The 20,995-nt window shown below is 49.0% G+C and carries 18 protein-coding genes, 8 tRNA genes and 1 rRNA gene (1 of these 27 cut by a window edge); all 27 read right to left on the bottom strand.

The genetic code is table 11. The features are described from left to right. Window positions 1–3 precede the first annotated feature (3 nt). Complete coding sequence (locus tag AC2TF5_RS27080; RefSeq protein ID WP_491303021.1) at window positions 4–1,671, bottom strand: tetratricopeptide repeat protein; 1,668 nt, start codon at window positions 1,669–1,671, stop codon at window positions 4–6. A 143-nt stretch (window positions 1,672–1,814) separates the two neighbouring features. Then, the gene (locus AC2TF5_RS27085; protein ID WP_491300159.1) at window positions 1,815–2,762 is read right to left on the bottom strand and encodes a ribose-phosphate diphosphokinase; all 948 of its coding nucleotides are present in this window, start codon (window positions 2,760–2,762) and stop codon (window positions 1,815–1,817) included. A 203-nt stretch (window positions 2,763–2,965) separates the two neighbouring features. Next, window positions 2,966–3,790: a histidinol-phosphatase HisJ gene (hisJ, locus tag AC2TF5_RS27090; protein ID WP_491300160.1), complete on the bottom strand. Its 825-nt coding sequence runs from the start codon at window positions 3,788–3,790 to the stop codon at window positions 2,966–2,968. Between the two features lie 15 nt (window positions 3,791–3,805). Further along, window positions 3,806–4,507 (bottom strand): bifunctional phosphoribosyl-AMP cyclohydrolase/phosphoribosyl-ATP diphosphatase HisIE, encoded by a 702-nt coding sequence (gene hisIE / locus AC2TF5_RS27095; protein WP_491300161.1) that lies wholly within the window; start codon window positions 4,505–4,507, stop codon window positions 3,806–3,808. Beyond that, window positions 4,504–5,262: an imidazole glycerol phosphate synthase subunit HisF gene (hisF, locus tag AC2TF5_RS27100; protein ID WP_491303022.1), complete on the bottom strand. Its 759-nt coding sequence runs from the start codon at window positions 5,260–5,262 to the stop codon at window positions 4,504–4,506. The genes hisIE and hisF overlap by 4 nt, the downstream gene beginning before the upstream one ends. Window positions 5,263–5,432: 170 nt before the next feature. Further along, on the bottom strand, window positions 5,433–6,164 hold the full coding sequence (gene hisA, locus AC2TF5_RS27105) for a 1-(5-phosphoribosyl)-5-[(5-phosphoribosylamino)methylideneamino]imidazole-4-carboxamide isomerase (RefSeq protein WP_491300162.1): 732 nt from the start codon (window positions 6,162–6,164) through the stop codon (window positions 5,433–5,435). 23 nt (window positions 6,165–6,187) lie between these two features. Then, window positions 6,188–6,808 carry an imidazole glycerol phosphate synthase subunit HisH gene (gene hisH / locus AC2TF5_RS27110; protein ID WP_491300163.1) on the bottom strand — a complete coding sequence of 207 codons (621 nt, stop codon included), beginning with the start codon at window positions 6,806–6,808 and terminating at the stop codon, window positions 6,188–6,190. Window positions 6,809–6,811: 3 nt separating this feature from the next. Further along, entirely contained in the window at window positions 6,812–7,417 is a 606-nt protein-coding gene (gene hisB / locus AC2TF5_RS27115) for an imidazoleglycerol-phosphate dehydratase HisB (RefSeq protein WP_491300164.1), read from the bottom strand. Window positions 7,418–7,449: 32 nt separating this feature from the next. Next, window positions 7,450–8,745: a histidinol dehydrogenase gene (gene hisD, locus AC2TF5_RS27120; protein WP_491300165.1), complete on the bottom strand. Its 1,296-nt coding sequence runs from the start codon at window positions 8,743–8,745 to the stop codon at window positions 7,450–7,452. Between the two features lie 57 nt (window positions 8,746–8,802). Beyond that, complete coding sequence (gene hisG / locus AC2TF5_RS27125; RefSeq protein WP_491300166.1) at window positions 8,803–9,444, bottom strand: ATP phosphoribosyltransferase; 642 nt, start codon at window positions 9,442–9,444, stop codon at window positions 8,803–8,805. 30 nt (window positions 9,445–9,474) lie between these two features. Then, window positions 9,475–10,653 (bottom strand): ATP phosphoribosyltransferase regulatory subunit, encoded by a 1,179-nt coding sequence (locus AC2TF5_RS27130; protein ID WP_491300167.1) that lies wholly within the window; start codon window positions 10,651–10,653, stop codon window positions 9,475–9,477. A gap of 240 nt (window positions 10,654–10,893) precedes the next feature. Continuing rightward, a complete protein-coding gene (locus AC2TF5_RS27135; protein ID WP_491300168.1) occupies window positions 10,894–12,117 on the bottom strand; it encodes an acyltransferase in 1,224 nt (407 codons plus the stop codon). 275 nt (window positions 12,118–12,392) lie between these two features. Continuing rightward, complete coding sequence (locus AC2TF5_RS27140; protein WP_491300169.1) at window positions 12,393–12,899, bottom strand: acyltransferase; 507 nt, start codon at window positions 12,897–12,899, stop codon at window positions 12,393–12,395. A gap of 13 nt (window positions 12,900–12,912) precedes the next feature. Then, window positions 12,913–13,560 carry a pyrophosphatase PpaX gene (gene ppaX / locus AC2TF5_RS27145; protein WP_491300170.1) on the bottom strand — a complete coding sequence of 216 codons (648 nt, stop codon included), beginning with the start codon at window positions 13,558–13,560 and terminating at the stop codon, window positions 12,913–12,915. A gap of 6 nt (window positions 13,561–13,566) precedes the next feature. Further along, a complete protein-coding gene (lgt, locus tag AC2TF5_RS27150) occupies window positions 13,567–14,688 on the bottom strand; it encodes a prolipoprotein diacylglyceryl transferase (protein ID WP_491300171.1) in 1,122 nt (373 codons plus the stop codon). Between the two features lie 11 nt (window positions 14,689–14,699). Next, window positions 14,700–15,638, bottom strand: a complete 939-nt coding sequence (hprK, locus tag AC2TF5_RS27155; protein WP_241931452.1) for an HPr(Ser) kinase/phosphatase — start codon at window positions 15,636–15,638, stop codon at window positions 14,700–14,702. Window positions 15,639–16,019: 381 nt separating this feature from the next. Further along, entirely contained in the window at window positions 16,020–17,144 is a 1,125-nt protein-coding gene (locus AC2TF5_RS27160; RefSeq protein WP_491300172.1) for an ABC transporter ATP-binding protein, read from the bottom strand. Between the two features lie 105 nt (window positions 17,145–17,249). After that, a complete protein-coding gene (locus AC2TF5_RS27165; protein WP_491300173.1) occupies window positions 17,250–18,452 on the bottom strand; it encodes a PucR family transcriptional regulator in 1,203 nt (400 codons plus the stop codon). A gap of 104 nt (window positions 18,453–18,556) precedes the next feature. Next, a tRNA-Lys gene (locus AC2TF5_RS27170) sits at window positions 18,557–18,629 on the bottom strand. Window positions 18,630–18,636: 7 nt separating this feature from the next. Beyond that, window positions 18,637–18,722, bottom strand: a tRNA-Tyr gene (locus AC2TF5_RS27175). Between the two features lie 11 nt (window positions 18,723–18,733). Next, window positions 18,734–18,806: transfer RNA gene (locus AC2TF5_RS27180), tRNA-Phe, on the bottom strand. 75 nt (window positions 18,807–18,881) lie between these two features. Continuing rightward, a tRNA-Asp gene (locus AC2TF5_RS27185) sits at window positions 18,882–18,958 on the bottom strand. A 14-nt stretch (window positions 18,959–18,972) separates the two neighbouring features. Beyond that, window positions 18,973–19,048 (bottom strand) — tRNA-Thr (locus AC2TF5_RS27190). Between the two features lie 21 nt (window positions 19,049–19,069). Then, a tRNA-Val gene (locus tag AC2TF5_RS27195) sits at window positions 19,070–19,145 on the bottom strand. A gap of 9 nt (window positions 19,146–19,154) precedes the next feature. Then, window positions 19,155–19,231, bottom strand: a tRNA-Met gene (locus tag AC2TF5_RS27200). Window positions 19,232–19,264: 33 nt separating this feature from the next. After that, window positions 19,265–19,356, bottom strand: a tRNA-Ser gene (locus AC2TF5_RS27205). Window positions 19,357–19,495: 139 nt separating this feature from the next. Next, window positions 19,496–20,995, bottom strand: a 23S ribosomal RNA gene (locus AC2TF5_RS27210); it runs 1,427 nt beyond the window's last position.

The following is a 20,995-nucleotide window of genomic DNA, read 5'->3' on the forward strand; positions in this document are numbered from 1 at the left end:
TTATTATATATTTTCTGTGAAAGGACGGAAATTGTCATCACTTTGATCTTTATTTCCACACACCTGGTCAACCTGCCGGGCATATCGGCGTACGGTAGATGATGATATTCCGTAACGTAATGCTACCTCTTCGTACGTATATGCGCGTCCACGCATTTTTGCCGTCATATATTCAAGGGCAGCCGCCCATCCCGAAGTATTGCGGATATTCGGAATGTCTGGATACAACTTGCTCAAAAAGTCAGACCAGAGCGTTTCGAGCTCACGTTTCCAGAAGGGATCGGAACGCTTGTCCATCGTCTGAGAAGCTTTGTCCACGACCTCCTGCCAAGTTGGATGCCAGTCGGGCAATACTTCCTTACCTTTTACACCGGCTTCCCGATCCTGAGTACGGCTTCTCTTACTCTCAAGCTGCTGCAGCACGAGACGCGCCGCATCTTTCAGATCGGCATCCTCGCCCGGCTCCTGCAAGAAAGATTGAAGCGCATGCTGCACTTCATCATCTGCAATGAGCTCAAGTGTGCGGATTACCTGTAGCTTGATATGGGGTTCGCCGTGACGAAGCGCCCAGAAGAAGGATGAGCGGATGAGTGGATTATGTTTCGCTTCCTCCGTCATTACTTCTCCGTCATGCTCCCAGCGTTTAAACTGCTCCTCAAAGGGAAGGTGATAATGATAGCTTACCTTCATCACTATCGTTCCAGTCTTTTTCCGCTGCTGCAGCTGAGCAAGATAAAAATCCGGAATAACCGACTCCGGATCCAGCTTCTTGGCATGACGCCAATAATTCGCAGCCGATTCATAATGACCGCTGTTGCACGCTGCAACCGCCGTATAATGATAAAGACTCGGATCACTGCTGAACTCTTCATCCTTCAACAACCGGCGGAAATGATTGTAGGCCGCTTCATGTTTCCCCAGAATGCCCATCGTCGTAGCAAGTTTGAACACATGCTCCTGGTGAAAAGGAACGGTGACAGCCAGCATTTCCACAAGACGGTTACGCTGATCGTTATTCCCCTCATGTTGAAAGAAAATAGCCAAGTTACATAATCCATGCAAGTTGCCCGGCTCCTGCTCCAACACCTCTTCAATGGTTTGCTTCGCCTTGGCGAACCGGCCCATGTAATAATAGGCAAGTGCCAAATTGTTGCGTGCCGCAAGGAAGTCAGGATAATCTCCTACAATTTCCTCCAACAATTTCACGGCCTGAGCGAACTTTCCTTCTTCAAGAAGCTCTCGGGCACGCTCATGCTCAACCATGCCTTCCCGGCTCTTGATACGGTTCACCTTCGCTGGACGATTCAGTTCGTAATGGAGAAGTTCCATTAAATCTTCCGACTCGTCCATAAATTGTCCGTTGGAGTCCTCCTCCAAATACGTAACCAGCGCCTTTTCCGCCTCTTCGAAAAGTTCCATATTAGCGTAATTGTTCGCCATATAGAAATAACATTCCGTCATGGAAGAATCGACTTTATCCAAAATATGCTGTAGCACATCGTTCGAGCCTTCGTAATCACCCGTCTCTGATAATATACCCGCCATGTTGCAGTGATTCACCGGATTATCCGGTTCATATTCAACAGCTTTGCGAAAATATTTCAGTGCCTTGTCATATTGGTAACGATCAAGCGACTTTACAGCTCGATCAAAGAAAAAGTTTGCGTTCATTTCGATAGGTATAATATTATGCAGGCCATTTGACCCGGATTGATTTCCATTCACGGAAGCAAGGCACCTCCTTTAACTTGCTCCTCTATCCCCAACAGTATAACACGTTACTTCGTCATTTGCAGAAAAAAAGACACCGGTTTTCACACCCCGGCATCTTTGAATAATGTAGCTATCGATCCACCCTCAGTAATGATATGCGTGGCTCGAGCCAGCATAGGAGCAACGGAAAGTACCTTCAGAAAATCCTTATGATGATCAGGAATCGCAATAGAGTCTGTCACGACCAGTTCCTCGATATGCGCATGGTCCAACCGATCAAGCGCCTGTCCCGAAAATACACCGTGCGTAGCACACACGATAGCATCCCTCGAGCCGCGTTCCTTCAATCCTTCAACCACATGAACGATCGTGGAGCCTGTATCAATCAAGTCTTCAATAATGATCGGAGTCCGATCCTTCACGTCCCCAATGACGTGTGTAATGACCGACTCGTTATGTGCCGGACGCTGCTTGATCATAATAGCAAACGGCGATCCCAAACGGCTCGCCAGTTTCTCTGCTGTCGAGGCACGGCCAGCATCCGGAGAAACAATGACCGGATTCTCAATGTTTTTGCTCTTTAAATAATCCGTAATGAGGTCAAGCGCCGTCAAATGATCAACAGGAATATTGAAAAAACCCTGGATAGCTGGTGCGTGCAAATCAATCGTAATGACACGGTTTGCACCGGCTGTTGTCAGAACATCCGCTACCATTTTAGCCGAGATAGGCTCCCTTGGTGCCGACTTACGCTCCTGCCGTGCATATCCGTAATACGGAACGATAATGTTCACCGTCCGGGCAGAGGCCCGTTTAGCCGCGTCAATCATAACCAGCAGCTCTACGAACATCTCATTGATGGGTTGGGAGAATGACTGAACGAGAAATACATCGCAATTGCGGATGCTTTCCTCGTAATGAACATAGATTTCACCACTCTGAAAACGAGAAATTTTGATTTTTCCCAACTCGACGCCTAATTTCTCACTAATGCTCGCGGCCAACTGCGGGTTGGATGAGCCGGCGAATAGCCGAAGTTTACGATACATTTGGTCCTCCCGGATACCGAAATTGGTTAATACGGTTCATTGTGCTGTTACCTGATTAATGTGTTTCCGTAAAAGAAAGCGCTATCGCCAAAGCAGGCCGCTTTCACATCTGCGTCAACTCTTCGTAGAGGATATCACAGTAACGAAAACAGCCATTCACTCTAACTATATTTGCACTTGTCTCTATTATACATCGGTTCATCCTATTCTTTCAAAAGAACCATTTCCCTTTTCCGGTTTTGGAAGGTTGCAACCTTTTCTACCCCAAGCTCCAACAGCAGCTCTCGTGCTTTATCCAAATGATCACCCAGCTTCTGCGGCTGATGTGCATCTGAACCGAGTGTCAGCGGAACACCGAGTCTAATCGCTTCCTCCAGCATTCTGCGGCTTGGGAACATCTCTTCGCATGCTTTCGAAAGACCTGATGCGTTCAGCTCCATCGCTTTTCCACTACGGTTAACCGCTGCTAAAGCTGCCTTCTCCATAGCAATCACTTCATCGGTATGTTTTGCATCCGGACTGAAGCCGAATCGCTTGATCACATCAAGATGACCCATAATATCATACAGACCAGTTGCTGCCGCCTTTTGCACCGCATCATAATACTGTCGGTACACCTCCAGCGGATTCTTCCCTTCCCAGCCATGGGTTTGGCGGAAATCCGTTATATCCCATTCTCCGAGAAAATGAACCGAGCCGATGACATAATCCCACGGATAATCCTGTATGATCTTTTCGATCTGCTTCTCATAACCTTCGATATAATCTCCTTCAAGCCCGACGCGCACTTCGATCTGACCTTTATAGCGCTCTTTCAGAGACAAGCATTCCTCTACATAGCGGGGAAGCTCCTCCATCGGCATGGCCATCTCCGGATAATACTCTTCGGGCTTTACGTGAATGAGAGGCATATGATCAGATAGACCGATCTCGTGCAAGCCCATCTCAATACCCCGCTTTACGTATTCCTCCAGCTCTCCGACAGCATGACCGCAGCGGGCATGGTGGGTGTGGTAGTCGATGTACATCCCTTTCAGCCTCCCCTAGTCGCGGCGGGGCCGTTCATGGCGGCGGCTCAGCTCATCCAAAATGTCATCGAGCGGCAGCTTGCGCTCCTGCAGCAGAACAAGCAGATGGTAGATCAGATCGCTGACCTCCAGGCGCAGTTCATCATTATCGCGATTTTTCGCGGCAATGATTGTCTCAGAGGCTTCCTCACCAACTTTTTTGAGGATTTTATCCACGCCCTTATCGAACAAATATGTCGTATATGCTCCCTCAGGACGCTCTACCTCGCGCTTAGCGATGATCTCCTCAAGCTCCGCCAGCACCGCAAAACGGTCACTTAACGCAGGGGTATCTTCTTGGCCCGATACGCTAGGCTGTCCCTCTACAGTAATTTCGTTATAAAAACATGTATTTTCACCGGTGTGACAGGCTGGTCCCTTCGGATCTACCTGTACCAACAGCGTATCCCCGTCACAGTCATACGCGACGGACACAACGGATTGGATATTGCCTGACGTTGCTCCTTTATGCCACAGCTCTTGGCGAGAACGGCTCCAAAACCACGTTTCTCCGCTCTCCAGTGTGCGCCGTAGGGATTCCCGGTTCATATAAGCCATCATAAGAACCTGTTTGGTTGTCGTATCTTGAACAATCGCAGGCACAAGTCCCGCTTCATCCCAGCGGATATGCTCACTCACCTGCTCTAGCGATAAATCCTGTCTCATATCCGCACTCATCTTATATCCACTCCCTTTTGTCTTAAATGTTGTTTGAGATCCGGTATGGCAATTTCTTTATAGTGGAATATCGTCGCCGCAAGACCCGCATCGGCTTTTCCCGAGGTGAATACATCGTAAAAATGATCCTCTTTTCCCGCACCGCCTGAGGCAATTACCGGAATTCCCACTGCGCCGGATACAGCAGCCGTAAGTGCCAAGTCAAAACCGTCTTTCGTGCCATCAGCGTCCATACTTGTCAGTAAAATCTCCCCAGCTCCAAGTGATTCCGCCTGCTTTACCCATTCCAGCGCCTTGATGCCGGAAGCAGTCCGTCCACCGTGGGTATATACTTCCCATTCGCCCCACGCCTCATTGTATTTAGCATCTACCGCTACGACAATGCATTGGGAGCCAAATCGGCGCGCACCGGCCGAGATCAGTTCAGGCTGCTTTACAGCCGCCGTGTTGATACCGATTTTGTCCGCGCCTGCACGCAAAATTCGTTTCATATCGTCTACCGACGATATGCCGCCGCCTACGGTGAATGGAATAGCAATTTCCCCTGCCGTTCTTCGCACGACTTCTTCCATCGTAGCCCGACCCTCAACGGACGCTGAAATGTCCAGAAAGACCAGTTCATCGGCTCCTTCCCGATCATACAGTGCAGCAAGCTCCACGGGATCGCCCGCATCGCGGAGATTAACAAAGTTAACTCCTTTTACAACCCGTCCGTCTTTCACATCCAGACATGGAATAATCCGCTTGGCCAGCATAATCCTCGCCCTCTTCCCTTTATCCTCAATCACGTTAATCTTTACATTAGCAATAACCAGCACATTCACCTTTACCACAACCTCACTAAACGATCCCCGACCCCAATCGAATCGCGAGAAAAATGAACGTCTCCAATCCCTTCAGCAGCCTAACTAAGTCTATCTAATCTCTAACCGATGACGTTTACCGCTTCACTCAGCTCAATGCTTCCTGTATACAGCGCCTTACCAACAATAGCACCTCCAACACCGTCCAAACGGTGCTTGCTGAGTGCTTTAAGATCATCCAGCCTGGTCACGCCTCCGGAAGCAATAACCGTTCGTCCGCTCGCCTTGGCCAGCGACACAATGGCCTCCACATTCGGTCCTTGCATCATGCCATCACGCGATATATCAGTGAATATAAACGTCTCTGCACCTTTAGAAGCCAGCTCTTTTGCCAGTATTTCAGCCTGTACCTCGGACGTCTCCAGCCAGCCGCGAGTCGCTACATATCCGTTACGCGCATCAATGCCGATGGCGACCTTATCACCGTATTTGCCCAGTACTTCCTCGGTAAATGCACGGTCTTCAATCGCTGCCGTACCGATGATCACCCGGCTTACGCCAATGGACAGCAAACGTTCGACATCAGCAAGCGTTCGTAGTCCACCACCCACCTGTACAGGAACATTTGCTTTTGCTGCGATTTCACCGATAATGGCATCATTCACAGGATGGCCCGCTTTAGCCCCATCCAGGTCAACCAGATGAATGTACTTGCCGCCCTGCTCCTCCCAGGAACGCGCCACATTCAGCGGACTGTCGTTATACACCGTCTCTTGGTTATAATCGCCCTGTACAAGTCTGACACACTTGCCTCCTAAAATATCAATCGCCGGATATATGATAAAAGATGACATGTTCATCCCCGCTTCCTAAGTTATTAAGCTTTTGAATCCGTCAGCACCAAAAAATTACGCAGCAGGCTCATACCAAGTTCCCCGCTTTTCTCGGGGTGGAACTGCATGCCGTATACAGAGCCGTTCCCAACAATCGCTGTCACCGGCTGACCGTAATCCGTTACTGCAAGCAGATGGGACTCCGCCTCAGGAAGGACATGATACGAATGCACAAAATACACATGCCCTTCCTCAAGCCCCGCGAACAGCGGATGTTCCGGATGGTTGAACTCCAGACGGTTCCAGCCCATATGAGGCACCTTGTAATCGCCACCGGTAAACCGCACTACCGATCCAGGCAAAATATTCAGCCCTTCATGACGTCCATGCTCCTCGCTTTGACTGAACAGGAGCTGCATGCCGAGGCATATGCCGAGCAGTGGCTTCGGTCCGAATGCTGCCTCTTTCATCACCGCGTCGAGACCCGTCTCGCGCAGATGCTCCATCGCATCGCCAAATGCGCCGACCCCAGGCAAGATAATAGCATCTGCCGCCAAAATGGCCTCCCGCTCCCCGGTAACAAGCGGCTCATATCCGAGCCGCTCTACCGCCTTGCTTACACTGTGCAAATTGCCCATGCCGTAATCCACAATCGCGATGGCCATGACTTACAGCACTCCCTTCGTGGACGGTACTCCCGTCACACGCGGATCAATGCTAGTCGCCTCATCCAGAGCACGGCCAAGCGCTTTGAACACGGCTTCAATCATATGGTGTGTGTTATGTCCGTAATGGACGATGACGTGCAGCGTCATCCGTGCTTCCAGCGCCAGCTTCCATAAAAACTCATGCACCAGCTCCGTATGAAACGATCCAACCTGCTGGGAAGGATACTCTGCCCGATATTCAAAATGTGGGCGGTTACTAATGTCGATAACGACCTGCGCAAGCGCCTCATCCATCGGCACAAACACACTCGCATAACGTTTGATGCCCTTTTTATCCCCCAGAGCTTCACGCAGCACCTGTCCAAGGCAGATCCCAATGTCCTCCACCGTATGGTGATCATCAATCTCGATGTCCCCATTCGCTTTCACGCTGAGATCGAATTGTCCGTGCTTTGTGAACAGATCCAGCATATGGTTCAGAAAAGGAACATCAGTCTCCAGCTCAGATACACCGGTCCCGTCTATGTTAAATTCAAGTGAAATGTCCGTCTCGTTCGTCTTGCGGCTGACACTCGATGTCCGCCCTTTCGCTTCAAAGCTGCTCACGATGTTTTCCCCCTTGTATATGACTCTGACTCCTACTTCTTCTCCTTCTGCTCTTGCTCCAGCCGAACACTGATCGCCCGTGCGTGACCTTCCAGTCCTTCCCGCCGGGCCAGCTCCATGATCGTCTCACCGTCACGGAGCAGTGCCTCCTTGCTGTAATAAATCATGCTCGACTTCTTGATGAAGTCATCCAGATCCACCGGAGAGGCGAATCTCGCGGTCCCGTTCGTCGGAATGATATGGTTCGGTCCGGCAAAATAATCACCTACCGGCTCCGAGCTGTATGGCCCGAGGAAAATAGCCCCGGCGTTCTCAATCTGGCCTACAAGAGCCATCGGCTCTTCCGTCACGATCTCAAGATGCTCCGGCGCCAAGCGGTTCACTACCTCGATGCCCTCCTTGAGGGTGTCGGTCACGATGATTGCGCCATAACTGTCCACCGATGCCCGGGCAATGTCACGCCTTGGCAGCAGTTCAAGCTGACGCTCCACTTCTGCCGATACGGCTTCTGCAAGCGACTGTGATGGTGTTACCAGCACCGCCGATGCCATCTCGTCATGCTCTGCCTGTGACAAAAGGTCAGCCGCTATAAACGACGGCTCTGCTGTATCATCAGCCAGCACCACGATTTCACTCGGCCCTGCCATGCTATCGATGTTGACTACTCCGTACACTTCTCGTTTAGCGAGTGCTACATAAATATTGCCGGGACCGCAAATTTTGTCTACTGGGGAAATACTGTCTGTTCCGTAAGCGAGCGCGGCAATGGCCTGAGCCCCGCCAACACGGTAAATCTCGGTCACACCCGCTTCCGCTGCTGCAACTAAGATATAAGGATCAATACCCTCTTTTCCCCGAGTTGCCGGCGGTGTAACCATGACGATCTCAGGTACTCCGGCTACCTGTGCCGGAATGACATTCATTAGCACAGAGGAGGGATAGGCGGCTTTTCCGCCCGGAACATACACACCGACCCGCTTCAGCGGCCGAATGATCTGTCCGAGAATGCTGCCGTCCGGCTGAAGATCCATCCAGGAGCTGCGCTTCTGCTTCATATGAAATGCACGGATATTATCCGCTGCGGCCCGTATCGCGGTCACAAAAGACGGCTCGACATGGTCATAAGCTGCCTTAAGCTCAGCCTCTGGCACTCGCAACTGATGACTCACCAGCTTCACATTATCGAATTGTTCCGTATAACGAAGCAGCGCAGCATCTCCTTCCGCACGTACCGCCTGAACCACTGCTTTTACCGTTTCGTTCTGTTCCGGCGTTCCGTAATCGCTCTCCCGCTGCAGTTTAAAATCCCGTACCGATACTACTTTCACCGTAGATTCCCCCTTACCTCTCCTCTTCATGCTTTTCGTTTCGTCCATTTACTTCTTCTAGCTATTCGCTTCCCCAGCCAGTATCACCTGTTGCAGGCGGTCACACAGCTCCTGAATCTCACGATTCTTCATCCGGTAGCTTACCCGGTTGGCGATTAATCGGCTCGTAATTTCAAATAGGCTCGTCATTTCCACGAGACCGTTCTCCTTCAGCGTCTGTCCGGTTTCCACCATATCCACAATCCGGTCCGCCAAGCCAATGAGCGGCGCGAGCTCAATAGAGCCGTTCAGTTTCACGACCTCGACCTGCTGCCCTTGCTCCCGGAAGTATTGCGACGCCACATTCGGATATTTGGTTGCTACGCGCTGCTGAATATCCGGCGTCCAATCCGGAAGTCCAATAACCGACATCCGGCATTTTGCGATGCCGAGATCCAGTAGCTCATACACGTCCTTGTTCTCTTCCATCAGCACATCCTTGCCTACAATACCGATGTCCGCAACGCCATATTCCACATAAGTCGGTACATCAACCGGCTTCGCCAGAATAAATTCCATTCCTGCTTCCGGCAAAGGGATGACCAGCTTACGCGTATCATCGATATCCATGGGAATCGGTAATCCGGCTGAACGGAACAACGCGGATGCCTTTTTATAGATTCGCCCTTTAGGCATAGCCACTTTCAATATTTCCGCCATCTAACGCACCTCCTTACGTTCAAATCTATTTTATGAAAACGTGATGATTTCCTCATAGCCTTGATGGAGCAGTCCGTGCTCAGGAGCTTGAACCTCATCGGCACTCGTTATTAATGTGGTGACAACAATTTTCCCCTCATTACGTAGCAGAGTAGCCTTCGCAAGGCCTTCTTTACGGTAATCAGCGGTGTATTGTACCAGAACCGGAAGCTGCTTAGATGTCTCCTTCACTCGGACACCATCCAAAATGCGGTTAGTTTTCAGTGCAAAGCCTGTTGCAGGAACATTACGTCCAAACTGCTTTAGCAGCTTGTCGTAACGCCCTCCGCTCGCTACAGGTGATCCGATCTCCGCAGCATATCCTTCAAATGTCATCCCCGTATAGTATGAAAAGTCTCCAATCATCGTCAGATCGATTAGCACATGCTCTGAAACATCATACGCCTCAAGTACTTCCCACACCTTGCACAGATGTTCAATTGAAGCACGGGCCAACGAATTACCGCTCAGCTCCAGAGCCTGTTCACAGATTTCCCTGCCACCACGCAAACGGAGAATCCCCTCTAGCTTATCAGCTTGACTGCTGGACAGCCTCAAGCCGGAAATGGTATTCCGGTAGCCGACGTAATCCCGGTTCAGTAAATCGTGCTTCAGGTTCTCCTGATCTTCTAACCGTTCAGGAAGTACCTCTTCCAACAGGCCGTTCAGAAAGCCTACATGCCCCAGTGCTATTCTGAATCTTTCCACACCTGCTGCCTGCAGCGATTCAATCGCCAGCGCTACGACTTCTGCGTCCGCCTCTGGTGAATCATCGCCAACCAGTTCCACACCAGTCTGAAAGAACTCGGCCTCCCGTCCGGCCTCTTCTTCAATCGCGCGAAACACATTCGCGTGGTACGAAAGACGAATAGGCAGCGGCTCTTCCTTCAGCAGCGATGCCACCACTCTGGCAATCGGTGCTGTTATATCCGAACGGAGCACCATCGTCGTGCCCCGGTTGTTTAGTAGCTTAAACAGCTTCTGGTCAGACGTCGAACTTGCGACACCAACCGTATCGTAATATTCCATCGTTGGCGTCATGATCTGCCGATATCCCCAGCGGTCCATGCACGCGAGCACTTGCTGCTCGATCCGGCGCAATCTTGCTACCGCATGTGGGAGATAGTCCCGAACGCCAGCCGGTTTTTCAAAGCCTTTTGGTTTAGACATGACATTACACCTCAACCCTTAAATATTCTTTATTAAATTAAAGTACTACCGTGCTACCAAAGTAAAGAATATTGGCTATATTACCATAGATCTCGCCTCATCGTCAATCCGTTATGTTCATTCTGTCATTATAACCTACCTTCGTCTAACAAGTGGAATATATAATGATTCAACAATGCAAAAAAAAGCCGTCCGATTACCGGACGGCTTCAAGCTGGCTAATAGCCTGAAATTATTTTCTTACAAATCAACCGATTTCTTGCTGTCTCCTGCCACAGACTCCTGCTTCTGGCGCTCTGGTTTCGAAGGCGCCTTCGGCTTCAGGGAACGCGGCACACTACCAAGCAGAACCCATGAACCTGGAATTCGTCTCAAAATGAACTGAACGACCAGTGCACTCACAATAAGTGCTGACACCATACCACCATAGATCCACATCAGGTAATCATCGGTCACCGGATTCAAATTGAAATCGTACATACGATAGAACGCAAGCCACAACGGATGTACCAGATAAATGGCAAAGGAAAGCTCACCAATCCGCGTCAAGACAGCAATGATCTTCTTCCAACCGCTTTGATATAGCCAGTTGGCAGCCTGCATCAGAACTATTGCTGAGAAGACCGTATGCATGTTCCATAGAAATTCATACCATAACGAGTCGTACTTTGCTCCAAGCAGACGCGTGTTGTACCAAATCTGCACATGTGTCAACGCCATCAACAGCCATCCGCCCCAAAGAGCAATCGTAGCACGCTTTTGACCGGAGGTCTGTTTCTTCCATGCCGAAGTTAGCCATACTTTATACTTGTCGTAATTGATCGCCAGATAAGCACCCAGCATGTAGTAGGCCAAATAGGAAATCGCAAGACTGCCTTTCGTTGAGTAATGCAGCTCATACTTGTTCCATACGATAAAGCCCCACTGAAGCAGGAAACCGATCGGCACCGCCCAGCGTACAAGAAATTTCGACGATTTAAACAGCTTCAGGAATAACGGGAACAGAATGTAGAACTGCAGACTGATAAACACAAAGTATAAGTGCGTGTAGTTCTGACCCTTCGCCAGTCGTTCAAAAAACACCGGAAGCTGTGCACCGAGATCCAGCGAGCTGTTCAGAAGACCATTTTGATACAGTCTGACGAAAAAATAACCTATCGAAATAAGCAGATAAGGGAGCAGAATGTACAGCAGCCGTCTTTTATAGAAATTGGTGATCAGACTCTTGGTCAATGGACGGTCATAATAATTGTAGAACAGGACAAAACTGCTTAGAAAGATAAACGATGGCGTCCCGTACTTAAAAAATATATTCAGAAAGTTAATAATATAGTAGAAGCGAGAGTCGATCGCATCCACAGTCGCAAATGAGGTCGCATGCACATGCAGTACGCCCAGAATGGCCAGCGCACGATATATATCCAGCTGCGGCAGCCGTTCTTTCTTGATTTGAGTAGCTTCCATGTTTTAATTCTCCTTTAAAAATAGAGTAGAAACAGACACCCAAAGCGGCAAAATAAAAAACGCTCAGCTTGGCTTAACGACAACAGAGCGTGTAGGGGCGGCTGTTTGCTATTTCCAGTAATACTAGAGATAGATGAAACTCAGACTTTATGTCAAGGAAAAAGCCCCACAAGGCTGTTTACCAGGGGGACCATTCATTTATTGTTCTCGTGTTGTTTACCTTATTCATTTTACAACAAAAACAGCTATTTTGGAACCTAAGGCAGGACTTTGGCTCAAATTAACTCCTCTTCCGGTGTTGTCCGATGAAGTTCGCGCAGCGGATTACCGCCCACAAAAGCGCCCGGAGCCACATCCTTATGAACTACCGCACCAGCCGCAACCACAGCACCGTCACCAATCGTAACCCCAGGCAAAATCGTCGTATTGGCACCAATCAATACATTTTCACCAATAATAACTTCACCAAGCCGATATTCCCGAATGAGGTATTCATGAGCGAGGATTGTAGTGTTATAACCAATGACAGAGTTTTCGCCAACCGTTATCTTTTCCGGGAAAAATACATCCACCATAACCATTAATCCAAAAGCGGTATGCTTGCCAACCTTCATCCCGAGCACGTTCCGGTAGATCCAATTTTTCATCGGGAGCACAGGACAGTAGCGGGCCAATTGAACGAAAATAAAGTTTTTGACTCCCTTGAACGGACTCACTGTGCGGTATATATGCCACAACGCGTTATGCCCCTCCACAGGGTGGCGGGTTACCTTTCTAGCCATTGCACCTTGGCTCCTATTCCTGTTTCTGTCCTACGATTGTATATATGTCCCGCATGTCTTTTAAAATATAATCCGCACCTTTATCCCTTAGCAGCTGCTCACCTTTCAGGGACCAGGCTACACCAGCAGCTTGTACTCCAGCAGCCTTCGCGGACTGAATGTCTACAGAACTGTCGCCTACCATCAAGGTAGTCTCCGGATTGCAGCCAAGACTCTTCACGGCCGTCAGTACGGGTTCTGGATGCGGTTTCGGGTTCTCAACATCATTAACCGTGACCACAACGGACATATACTTTTCCAAATTGAATTTTTCCAATGTCATTAGTGTCGATGGACGAATTTTTGTTGTAACAATACCCATGGATATTCCTTGACCATGCAGCCATTCGACCACCTCATTCACATAAGGGAACGGACGGACCATCTCATCATGATGCTGTTGATTGTATGTACGGTAAAGAGGGACCAGTTGGCTCACATCGTCAAGTCCGGAAAAGGTTTGAAGCTGATATTCCAATGTCGTACCCATATGCGGGATAATGCCTTCCCTCGTCAGAGGCCCTTTCGGCCCCTTTTCAAATACATGCATAAACGAGGATATAATTAATTCATTCGTATCTATAATGGTTCCATCCAGATCAAACAATACGGTTTCTATCATGCTGTCCTACTCCTTTTTGTCCTCCGCCTCACTCTTGGAGCGTTGGCTCTCATCCAGCGGGGAGTCATCCGGTCCTGCTTTATCGGCCGAATCCAGTGCGCTCGTGTCATGAACAGACGACGGATTAGGCGATGGTGTTTGCGCTGGTTTCGGTTTGCTGACTTGCGGTTGTTTACGGTTCAGAGATGCTTCCGGTGTTGGAGCTACTCCTGGTTTGGTGCAGACGATCGGGTCCAGATAACGTTCATTCGCTCTCCCGGTTACCCGTCGAACAATAATCAGTATAATTCCGGCAACAACTATAATTATTGGCAGCAGTTGTGAAATACGGATGTTTCCGTACATTGGATCCAAGTAACCCTGCTCGAAGCCCATCCAGGTCATCGGACTCCACAGAGCATTGATGAAGGATTCCAGGCCCGAAGATCCTTGAAATGCCAAACTATCTGTACGAACTGCCTCGATAAAGAATCGTCCGATGGAGTACCAGATGAAATATCCAATAAACAGCTCACCCATACGCAGGAACTTCTGTCTGCGTAGCACGAGTAACAGAAGAATCCCTACGAAATTCCACATTGATTCATAAAGGAAGGTCGGATGATGAAACACACCTTCCACATTCATTTGATTCACGATAAAATCCGGCAGATGAAGTTTATCCCGAAGAAAAGACGCTTCTACTGGACCGCCGTAGGCTTCCTGATTGACAAAGTTACCCCAACGTCCAATCATCTGACCCAAGAGCAGCGCGGGTGCACACATGTCTGCAATCCGCCAAAATTTATATCCTTTATAACGAACATAAATAATTGCACATATGATAGCGCCGATCAGGGCGCCGTAAATGGCTATACCACCGTTCCATATTTTGAATACATCGATAAAGTTATCTTTATAATCTTCCCATTTGAAAGCAACATAATAAATTCTTGCTCCAATAATGGCTGAAGGCACGCCTAGAAGCAACAGATCCATGAAGAACTCCTGAGGAATGCCAAAGCGTTTCCCTTCACGGATAACAAGTAGCAGCCCTGCCAAAGCGCTCAAACCCAAAATGATTCCATACCAGTGGACGCGCAGCGATCCAATGGAAAAAGCAATCGGATCGATCAGCAATGTTGACATTGAATTCCCCCCTAGTCCAAATCATCCATATCATCGGCAATGGTTGCCGTTAGTTTGTTCGTAAACTGCAGCGCTGCATTCAGACCCATCTGTTTCAACCGGTAGTTCATCCCGGCTACCTCGATGATAACGGCCAGGTTTCGTCCTGGACGAACCGGAATCGTAACCAGCGGCACGTCCGTATCAATAATGCGCGTTGTCTCTTCATCCAATCCCAGACGGTCATACTGTTTGTCCTGCTGCCAGGCTTCAAGACGTACAACGAGCGTAATCCGTTTGTTATTCCGGACCGCACCCGCACCGAACAGTGTCATTACGTTAATGATGCCAACCCCGCGGATCTCCAGCAAGTGACGGATTAATTCCGGTGCTGTACCATGCAGCTGAAAGTCCGACGTTTGACGGATTTCTACCGCATCATCTGCAATCAGACGGTGACCCCGTTTCACAAGCTCCAGCGCAGTCTCACTCTTACCGATACCGCTTGTTCCGGTAATGAGCATACCCACACCATAGACATCACACAGTACCCCGTGGATGGTTGTCGTCGGAGCAAGCTTGCGCTCCAAAAAGCCGGTGATCCGGCTTGTCAAAATTGTTGTCGCCATACTGCTTCGCAGCACAGACAGACCTTTTTCATTGCTAACTTCCACCAACTCTTCAGGAACTTCCAATGAACGTGTAACGACAATGCAAGGTGTCTCATCCGTGCAAAGACTCCGCATACGCTCTCTGCGCTCCTCAGGCTTCAGCATTGCAAAAAAAGCTAATTCGGTCCGACCCAGCAGCTGAACTCGATCCCGTGGATGATATTCAAAATAACCCGCCATTTCCAAGCCTGGGCGGTTGAGATCGTCCGTTGTAATTTGACGTTTCAAACCTTCTTCGCCTGAGATGACCTCCAGCTGGAACTGCTGAACCAGCTCAGACACTTTCACTTTTTTGGCCATGGTCTTACCCCTTTTCGTCCGTATGTTGAAAATCATAACGCGGCCCAGACATCTGGCCCGCTCACAAATGTTATCGTTTGTAATTAAGAATACAGATTACCTTTCCTTCAATCCTAATGAATCAAGATGAAGAAAAACCTGCAAATAACACGCAGATTGAATATTCATCTGCCCACTAGACTAACAGTTATGTAAGCCTTACTTCCTGATATCTTAAAGGAAATTAGCACTAATTGCAATCTTGCCCAGTGCTCCCACCATCTCAAAAAACTCCAAATATGTGTCCGGTAATCTTCTGCGATTATCCGTAAATCTTACCTTATATCTAAAAAAAACCGCCCCACAGGGCGGTTTTTCATGGAAAGCCCGACTGTTGGAGAATTAGTCTCCCAACAAAACGTTCAGTTCGGACTCTTTATCAAAGATATGAACTTTGTTCATGTCGATTGCCAATTTAACGTTATCACTTTCACGAGTTGTGGAACGTCCGTCTACACGGCCGATAACCGTTTCAGTACCCAAGCCACTCAGGTACAAGAGCATTTCGTGACCCAAGTTCTCAGTAACGTCAACTTTTGCGCTGAAGATTGTGTTTGGAGAAGCTTCCAAGAACACTGGCTCTTCATGAATATCTTCTGGACGAAGTCCCAAAATCACTTCTTTACCGATCATGGATTTGTTCTTCAGAAGCTGTGCTTTACCACCTGGTACTTGTACGTTCAAACCTTCAGCTGTGAAGTACACTTCGCCGTTTTGCTCGGACAATTTACCGTTGATGAAGTTCATTGTTGGGGAACCAATAAAGCCGGCAACAAACAAGTTGCTTGGACTGTTGTACAGCTGCTCTGGAGAATCAGCCTGCTGAATAATTCCATCTTGCATAACTACGATACGGTCACCCATCGTCATAGCTTCCGTTTGGTCATGCGTTACATAGATACAAGTGGTTTCAAGACGTTTAACCAGCTTTGTAATTTCAGCACGCATCTGACCACGCAATTTAGCATCCAAGTTGGAAAGCGGCTCATCCATCAAGAAGACTTGCGGATCACGGACAATCGCACGGCCCAAGGCAACACGCTGACGTTGACCACCGGAGAGAGCTTTTGGCTTACGCTCCAGCAAATGCTCAATATCCAAAATTCTTGCTGCTTCACGAACACGCTTGTCGATCTCGTCTTTCTTAACTTTACGAAGCTTCAAGCCAAAGGCCATGTTCTGATACACATTCATGTGCGGATACAAGGCGTAGGATTGGAATACCATCGCGATGTCACGGTCTTTAGGAGCTACATCGTTAACTACACGGTCACCAATGTAGAGTTTACCTTCGGAAATTTCTTCGAGTCCAGCGATCATCCGCAAAGTTGTGGATTTACCGCAACCGGAAGGTCCTACCAAAACCAGAAACTCTTTATCTTTAATATCGAGGTTAACATCGATTACTGTTGCCTTATCGGATCCTGCATATTTCTTGTAAATGTGCTCTAAACGTACGCCTGCCATGCTTTTTGCCCCCTCATATTAAGTGTTATGAAATCGAATACATTTTATAGTCTATATATTACCCCATAGGCACCTGACTGGCTATACACAATCTGCACAAAAAACTCATTTCCTTTTCGTTACTTTATACAATAGAAGCGTAATTTTCACCAAAACCGCATCGCTGAAGCTCCGGACATCCAGGCCCGTCTCCTGCTTAATCTTATCCAGACGGTACAAAAGCGTATTTCGGTGAATATAAAGCCTCTTAGCCGTCTCACTCACATTGCAGTCCAATTCAAAAAAGCTTTCCAGTGTAGACAAAGTTTCCGTATCTTCAAACACATCCGTATGATGGCTGGCATACTCCTCTAAAAACCGACTTCGCTGCGGTTCCGGAATACTGAACAACAGGCGCTCCAAATGAAGACCCGTCGATAAATGAATATGTTCCTTGACCTGAAAGGTTCGCCCGATGATCATCGTTTTACGCAGCTGCATTAGACCATCAGGAAGAGCTTGCTGCACTTTTACAGCCGGAATAGCGGCAATGTGGAAGTCCCCCACCCATTCGTTCGAAACCAGTTCATACAATCCCATGCAAAAGAGGGAAAGCAAGTCCTGATCTCCTTCGCCTGTAGTATCATCCTTCTCATCCGTCAGTTCGTCTAGCAGCTGAGGGTCAGCAAGGACAAGCCACTCCTTCTCCTGCAACGGAACCAATACAATCTCTCCGCCAAAATAGCTGCGAAGCAGCCTTTGCAGCGATTTAAAGGTGGTGTTCGCCGGATGCTCACTTTCATTAGTAAGCAAAAAAGGAATCATTTCCTCGGACATAGCCATTTTTTCGGAAAATTCCTCCGGCAATCCAACTTGATATTCCTCCGCATCTACACGTGCGTTCAGCCATACACCCATCAGTTGGGCATTCCGCTCTTCTTCCGCTTTGACATCGTTCCGTGAACCTTTAACAGAGGAGGTACTATCCGCTATACTGGACAACAGCAATCCAATCAGCTTCACTTCGGACTCCGTCACCATAGCAGCCGGTGCTGTAATCACTACAGGCAATTCATTATGAGCAGGGATCGCAAACCATACTTCACCCTGACCCGTATAATAAACAGCTCCTGCATCAATCAGTTCTTTATTACGATTCTTCATTCGCGATACAGTATAAGACTTTCCGTCTGATGCCTGTTCTTGAAGGCTGGGCCGCTTCAAAGATTCCATCACCATTGCGGTCTCGTGCTCATCCAACGATTTGAGCGCCATAGGAATCCCTAACGCGTTCTTCAAGTTCAGAAGTATTTGCTCCATCTCCACCATTGATGACTCCACCACTTTGTCATTTTCTTATTATTTTAGCATATCTACCGCAGACAACTGAAATGCAACAAAAAAGCCGTCAACATTGTTGACGACTTCTGTGATGAGCCATGAAGGACTCGAACCTTCGACACCCTGATTAAAAGTCAGGTGCTCTACCAACTGAGCTAATGGCTCTTAAAACTGGTGGAGGATGATGGATTCGAACCACCGAACCCGTACGGGAGCAGATTTACAGTCTGATGCGTTTGGCCACTTCGCTAATCCTCCAGAGTTAAAGGTGGCTCGGGACGGAATCGAACCGCCGACACGAGGATTTTCAGTCCTCTGCTCTACCGACTGAGCTACCGAGCCATATTAAGTTTTTACAAAAAAATAGTGAGAAGCGATTTGACTTCGCACATAAATCCAACCATTGAGTATAATAAATGGCGGAACTGACGGGATTCGAACCCGCGGTCTCCTGCGTGACAGGCAGGCATGTTAGGCCTCTACACCACAGTTCCGCATTTAAAATAACTGGTGCCGGCGAGAGGACTTGAACCCCCAACCTACTGATTACAAGTCAGTTGCTCTACCAGTTGAGCTACACCGGCGTATTCAATTCTAAAAATCAATGGTGGAGGCTGAGGGGTTCGAACCCCCGACCCTCTGCTTGTAAGGCAGATGCTCTCCCAGCTGAGCTAAGCCTCCAGGTATGTATGGTAGCGGCGGAGGGGATCGAACCCCCGACCTCACGGGTATGAACCGTACGCTCTAGCCAGCTGAGCTACACCGCCATATCAATACATGGTACATTCAGGTTATATAAATGGCGGAGAGAGAGGGATTCGAACCCTCGCACCACTTTCGCAGTCTAACCCCTTAGCAGAGGGTCCCCTTATAGCCACTTGGGTATCTCTCCATCATAACCTTATTGTAAGTTACAGAGATTGACTCCCTGAAAACTAGATACGAAACGTTTGCGAATAGTGTTTCCGAAGTACCTCACACCGTAGTTCAAAGCATATGCTTCCGATGCAAGCTTCACTTCGTGAAACTTGTAGGATAAGCCCTCGACCGATTAGTATTGGTCAGCTCCATGCATTGCTGCACTTCCACCTCCAACCTATCTACCTCGTCGTCTTCAAGGGGTCTTACTAATTGGGAAATCTCATCTTGAGGGGGGCTTCACGCTTAGATGCTTTCAGCGCTTATCCCTTCCGTACGTAGCTACCCAGCCATGCTCCTGGCGGAACAACTGGTGCACCAGCGGTACGTCCATCCCGGTCCTCTCGTACTAAGGACAGCTCCTCTCAAATTTCCTACGCCCACGACAGATAGGGACCGAACTGTCTCACGACGTTCTGAACCCAGCTCGCGTACCGCTTTAATGGGCGAACAGCCCAACCCTTGGGACCTACTTCAGCCCCAGGATGCGATGAGCCGACATCGAGGTGCCAAACCTCCCCGTCGATGTGGACTCTTGGGGGAGATAAGCCTGTTATCCCCAGGGTAGCTTTTATCCGTTGAGCGATGGCCCTTCCATGCGGTACCACCGGATCACTAAGCCCGACTTTCGTCCCTGCTCGACTTGTAGGTCTCGCAGTCAAGCTCCCTTATGCCTTTGCACTCTTCGAATGATTTCCAACCATTCTGAGGGAACCTTGGGGCGCCTCCGTTACTCTTTAGGAGGCGACCGCCCCAGTCAAACTGCCCACCAGACACTGTCCCCGCACCGGTTTACGGTACTAGGTTAGAACCTAGATACGATCAGGGTGGTATCCCAACGGCGCCTCCACAGAAGCTTGCGCTCCTGTTTCTTAGGCTCCCACCTATCCTGTACAGATCGTACCCAAATCCAATATCAAGCTGCAGTAAAGCTCCATGGGGTCTTTCCGTCTTGTCGCGGGTAACCTGCATCTTCACAGGTATTAAAATTTCACCGGATCTCTCGTTGAGACAGCGCCCAAATCGTTACGCCATTCGTGCGGGTCAGAATTTACCTGACAAGGAATTTCGCTACCTTAGGACCGTTATAGTTACGGCCGCCGTTTACTGGGGCTTCGGTTCATAGCTTCGGATTGCTCCTAACCACTCCCCTTAACCTTCCAGCACCGGGCAGGCGTCAGCCCGTATACTTCGCCTTACGGCTTCGCACAGACCTGTGTTTTTGTTAAACAGTCGCTTGGGCCTTTTCACTGCGGCCCCCTCGTGCTATTCACACTACCGGGGCACCCCTTCTCCCGAAGTTACGGGGTCATTTTGCCGAGTTCCTTAACGAGAGTTCTTCCGCGCGCCTTAGAATTCTCTTCTCGCCTACCTGTGTCGGTTTGCGGTACGGGCACCTTCACCTGACTAGAGGCTTTTCTTGGCAGTGTGAGATCATGACCTTCGCTACTATAATTTTCGCTCCCCATCACAGCCCAGCCTTAATGATGTGCGGATTTGCCTACACATCAGCCTCACTGCTTGGACGGACATCCATCAGTCCGCGTCACTACCCTCCTGCGTCACCCCATCGTTCATAACGGTTTACGGTGGTACAGGAATTTCAACCTGTT

It is taken from the genome of Paenibacillus sp. JNUCC 34, assembly GCF_058269055.1.

Bases quoted from the DNA above. Each gene is read 5' to 3' on its own strand.
- AC2TF5_RS27080 (WP_491303021.1), bottom strand. From the start codon at position 1,671: ATGAACGCAAACTTTTTCTTTGATCGAGCTGTAAAGTCGCTTGATCGT.
- AC2TF5_RS27085 (WP_491300159.1), bottom strand. From the start codon at position 2,762: ATGTATCGTAAACTTCGGCTATTCGCCGGCTCATCCAACCCGCAGTTG.
- hisJ (WP_491300160.1), bottom strand. From the start codon at position 3,790: ATGTACATCGACTACCACACCCACCATGCCCGCTGCGGTCATGCTGTC.
- hisIE (WP_491300161.1), bottom strand. From the start codon at position 4,507: ATGAGTGCGGATATGAGACAGGATTTATCGCTAGAGCAGGTGAGTGAG.
- hisF (WP_491303022.1), bottom strand. From the start codon at position 5,262: ATGCTGGCCAAGCGGATTATTCCATGTCTGGATGTGAAAGACGGACGG.
- hisA (WP_491300162.1), bottom strand. From the start codon at position 6,164: ATGTCATCTTTTATCATATATCCGGCGATTGATATTTTAGGAGGCAAG.
- hisH (WP_491300163.1), bottom strand. From the start codon at position 6,808: ATGGCCATCGCGATTGTGGATTACGGCATGGGCAATTTGCACAGTGTA.
- hisG (WP_491300166.1), bottom strand. From the start codon at position 9,444: ATGGCGGAAATATTGAAAGTGGCTATGCCTAAAGGGCGAATCTATAAA.
- AC2TF5_RS27130 (WP_491300167.1), bottom strand. From the start codon at position 10,653: ATGTCTAAACCAAAAGGCTTTGAAAAACCGGCTGGCGTTCGGGACTAT.
- AC2TF5_RS27135 (WP_491300168.1), bottom strand. From the start codon at position 12,117: ATGGAAGCTACTCAAATCAAGAAAGAACGGCTGCCGCAGCTGGATATA.
- AC2TF5_RS27140 (WP_491300169.1), bottom strand. From the start codon at position 12,899: ATGGCTAGAAAGGTAACCCGCCACCCTGTGGAGGGGCATAACGCGTTG.
- ppaX (WP_491300170.1), bottom strand. From the start codon at position 13,560: ATGATAGAAACCGTATTGTTTGATCTGGATGGAACCATTATAGATACG.
- lgt (WP_491300171.1), bottom strand. From the start codon at position 14,688: ATGTCAACATTGCTGATCGATCCGATTGCTTTTTCCATTGGATCGCTG.
- hprK (WP_241931452.1), bottom strand. From the start codon at position 15,638: ATGGCCAAAAAAGTGAAAGTGTCTGAGCTGGTTCAGCAGTTCCAGCTG.
- AC2TF5_RS27160 (WP_491300172.1), bottom strand. From the start codon at position 17,144: ATGGCAGGCGTACGTTTAGAGCACATTTACAAGAAATATGCAGGATCC.
- AC2TF5_RS27165 (WP_491300173.1), bottom strand. From the start codon at position 18,452: ATGGTGGAGATGGAGCAAATACTTCTGAACTTGAAGAACGCGTTAGGG.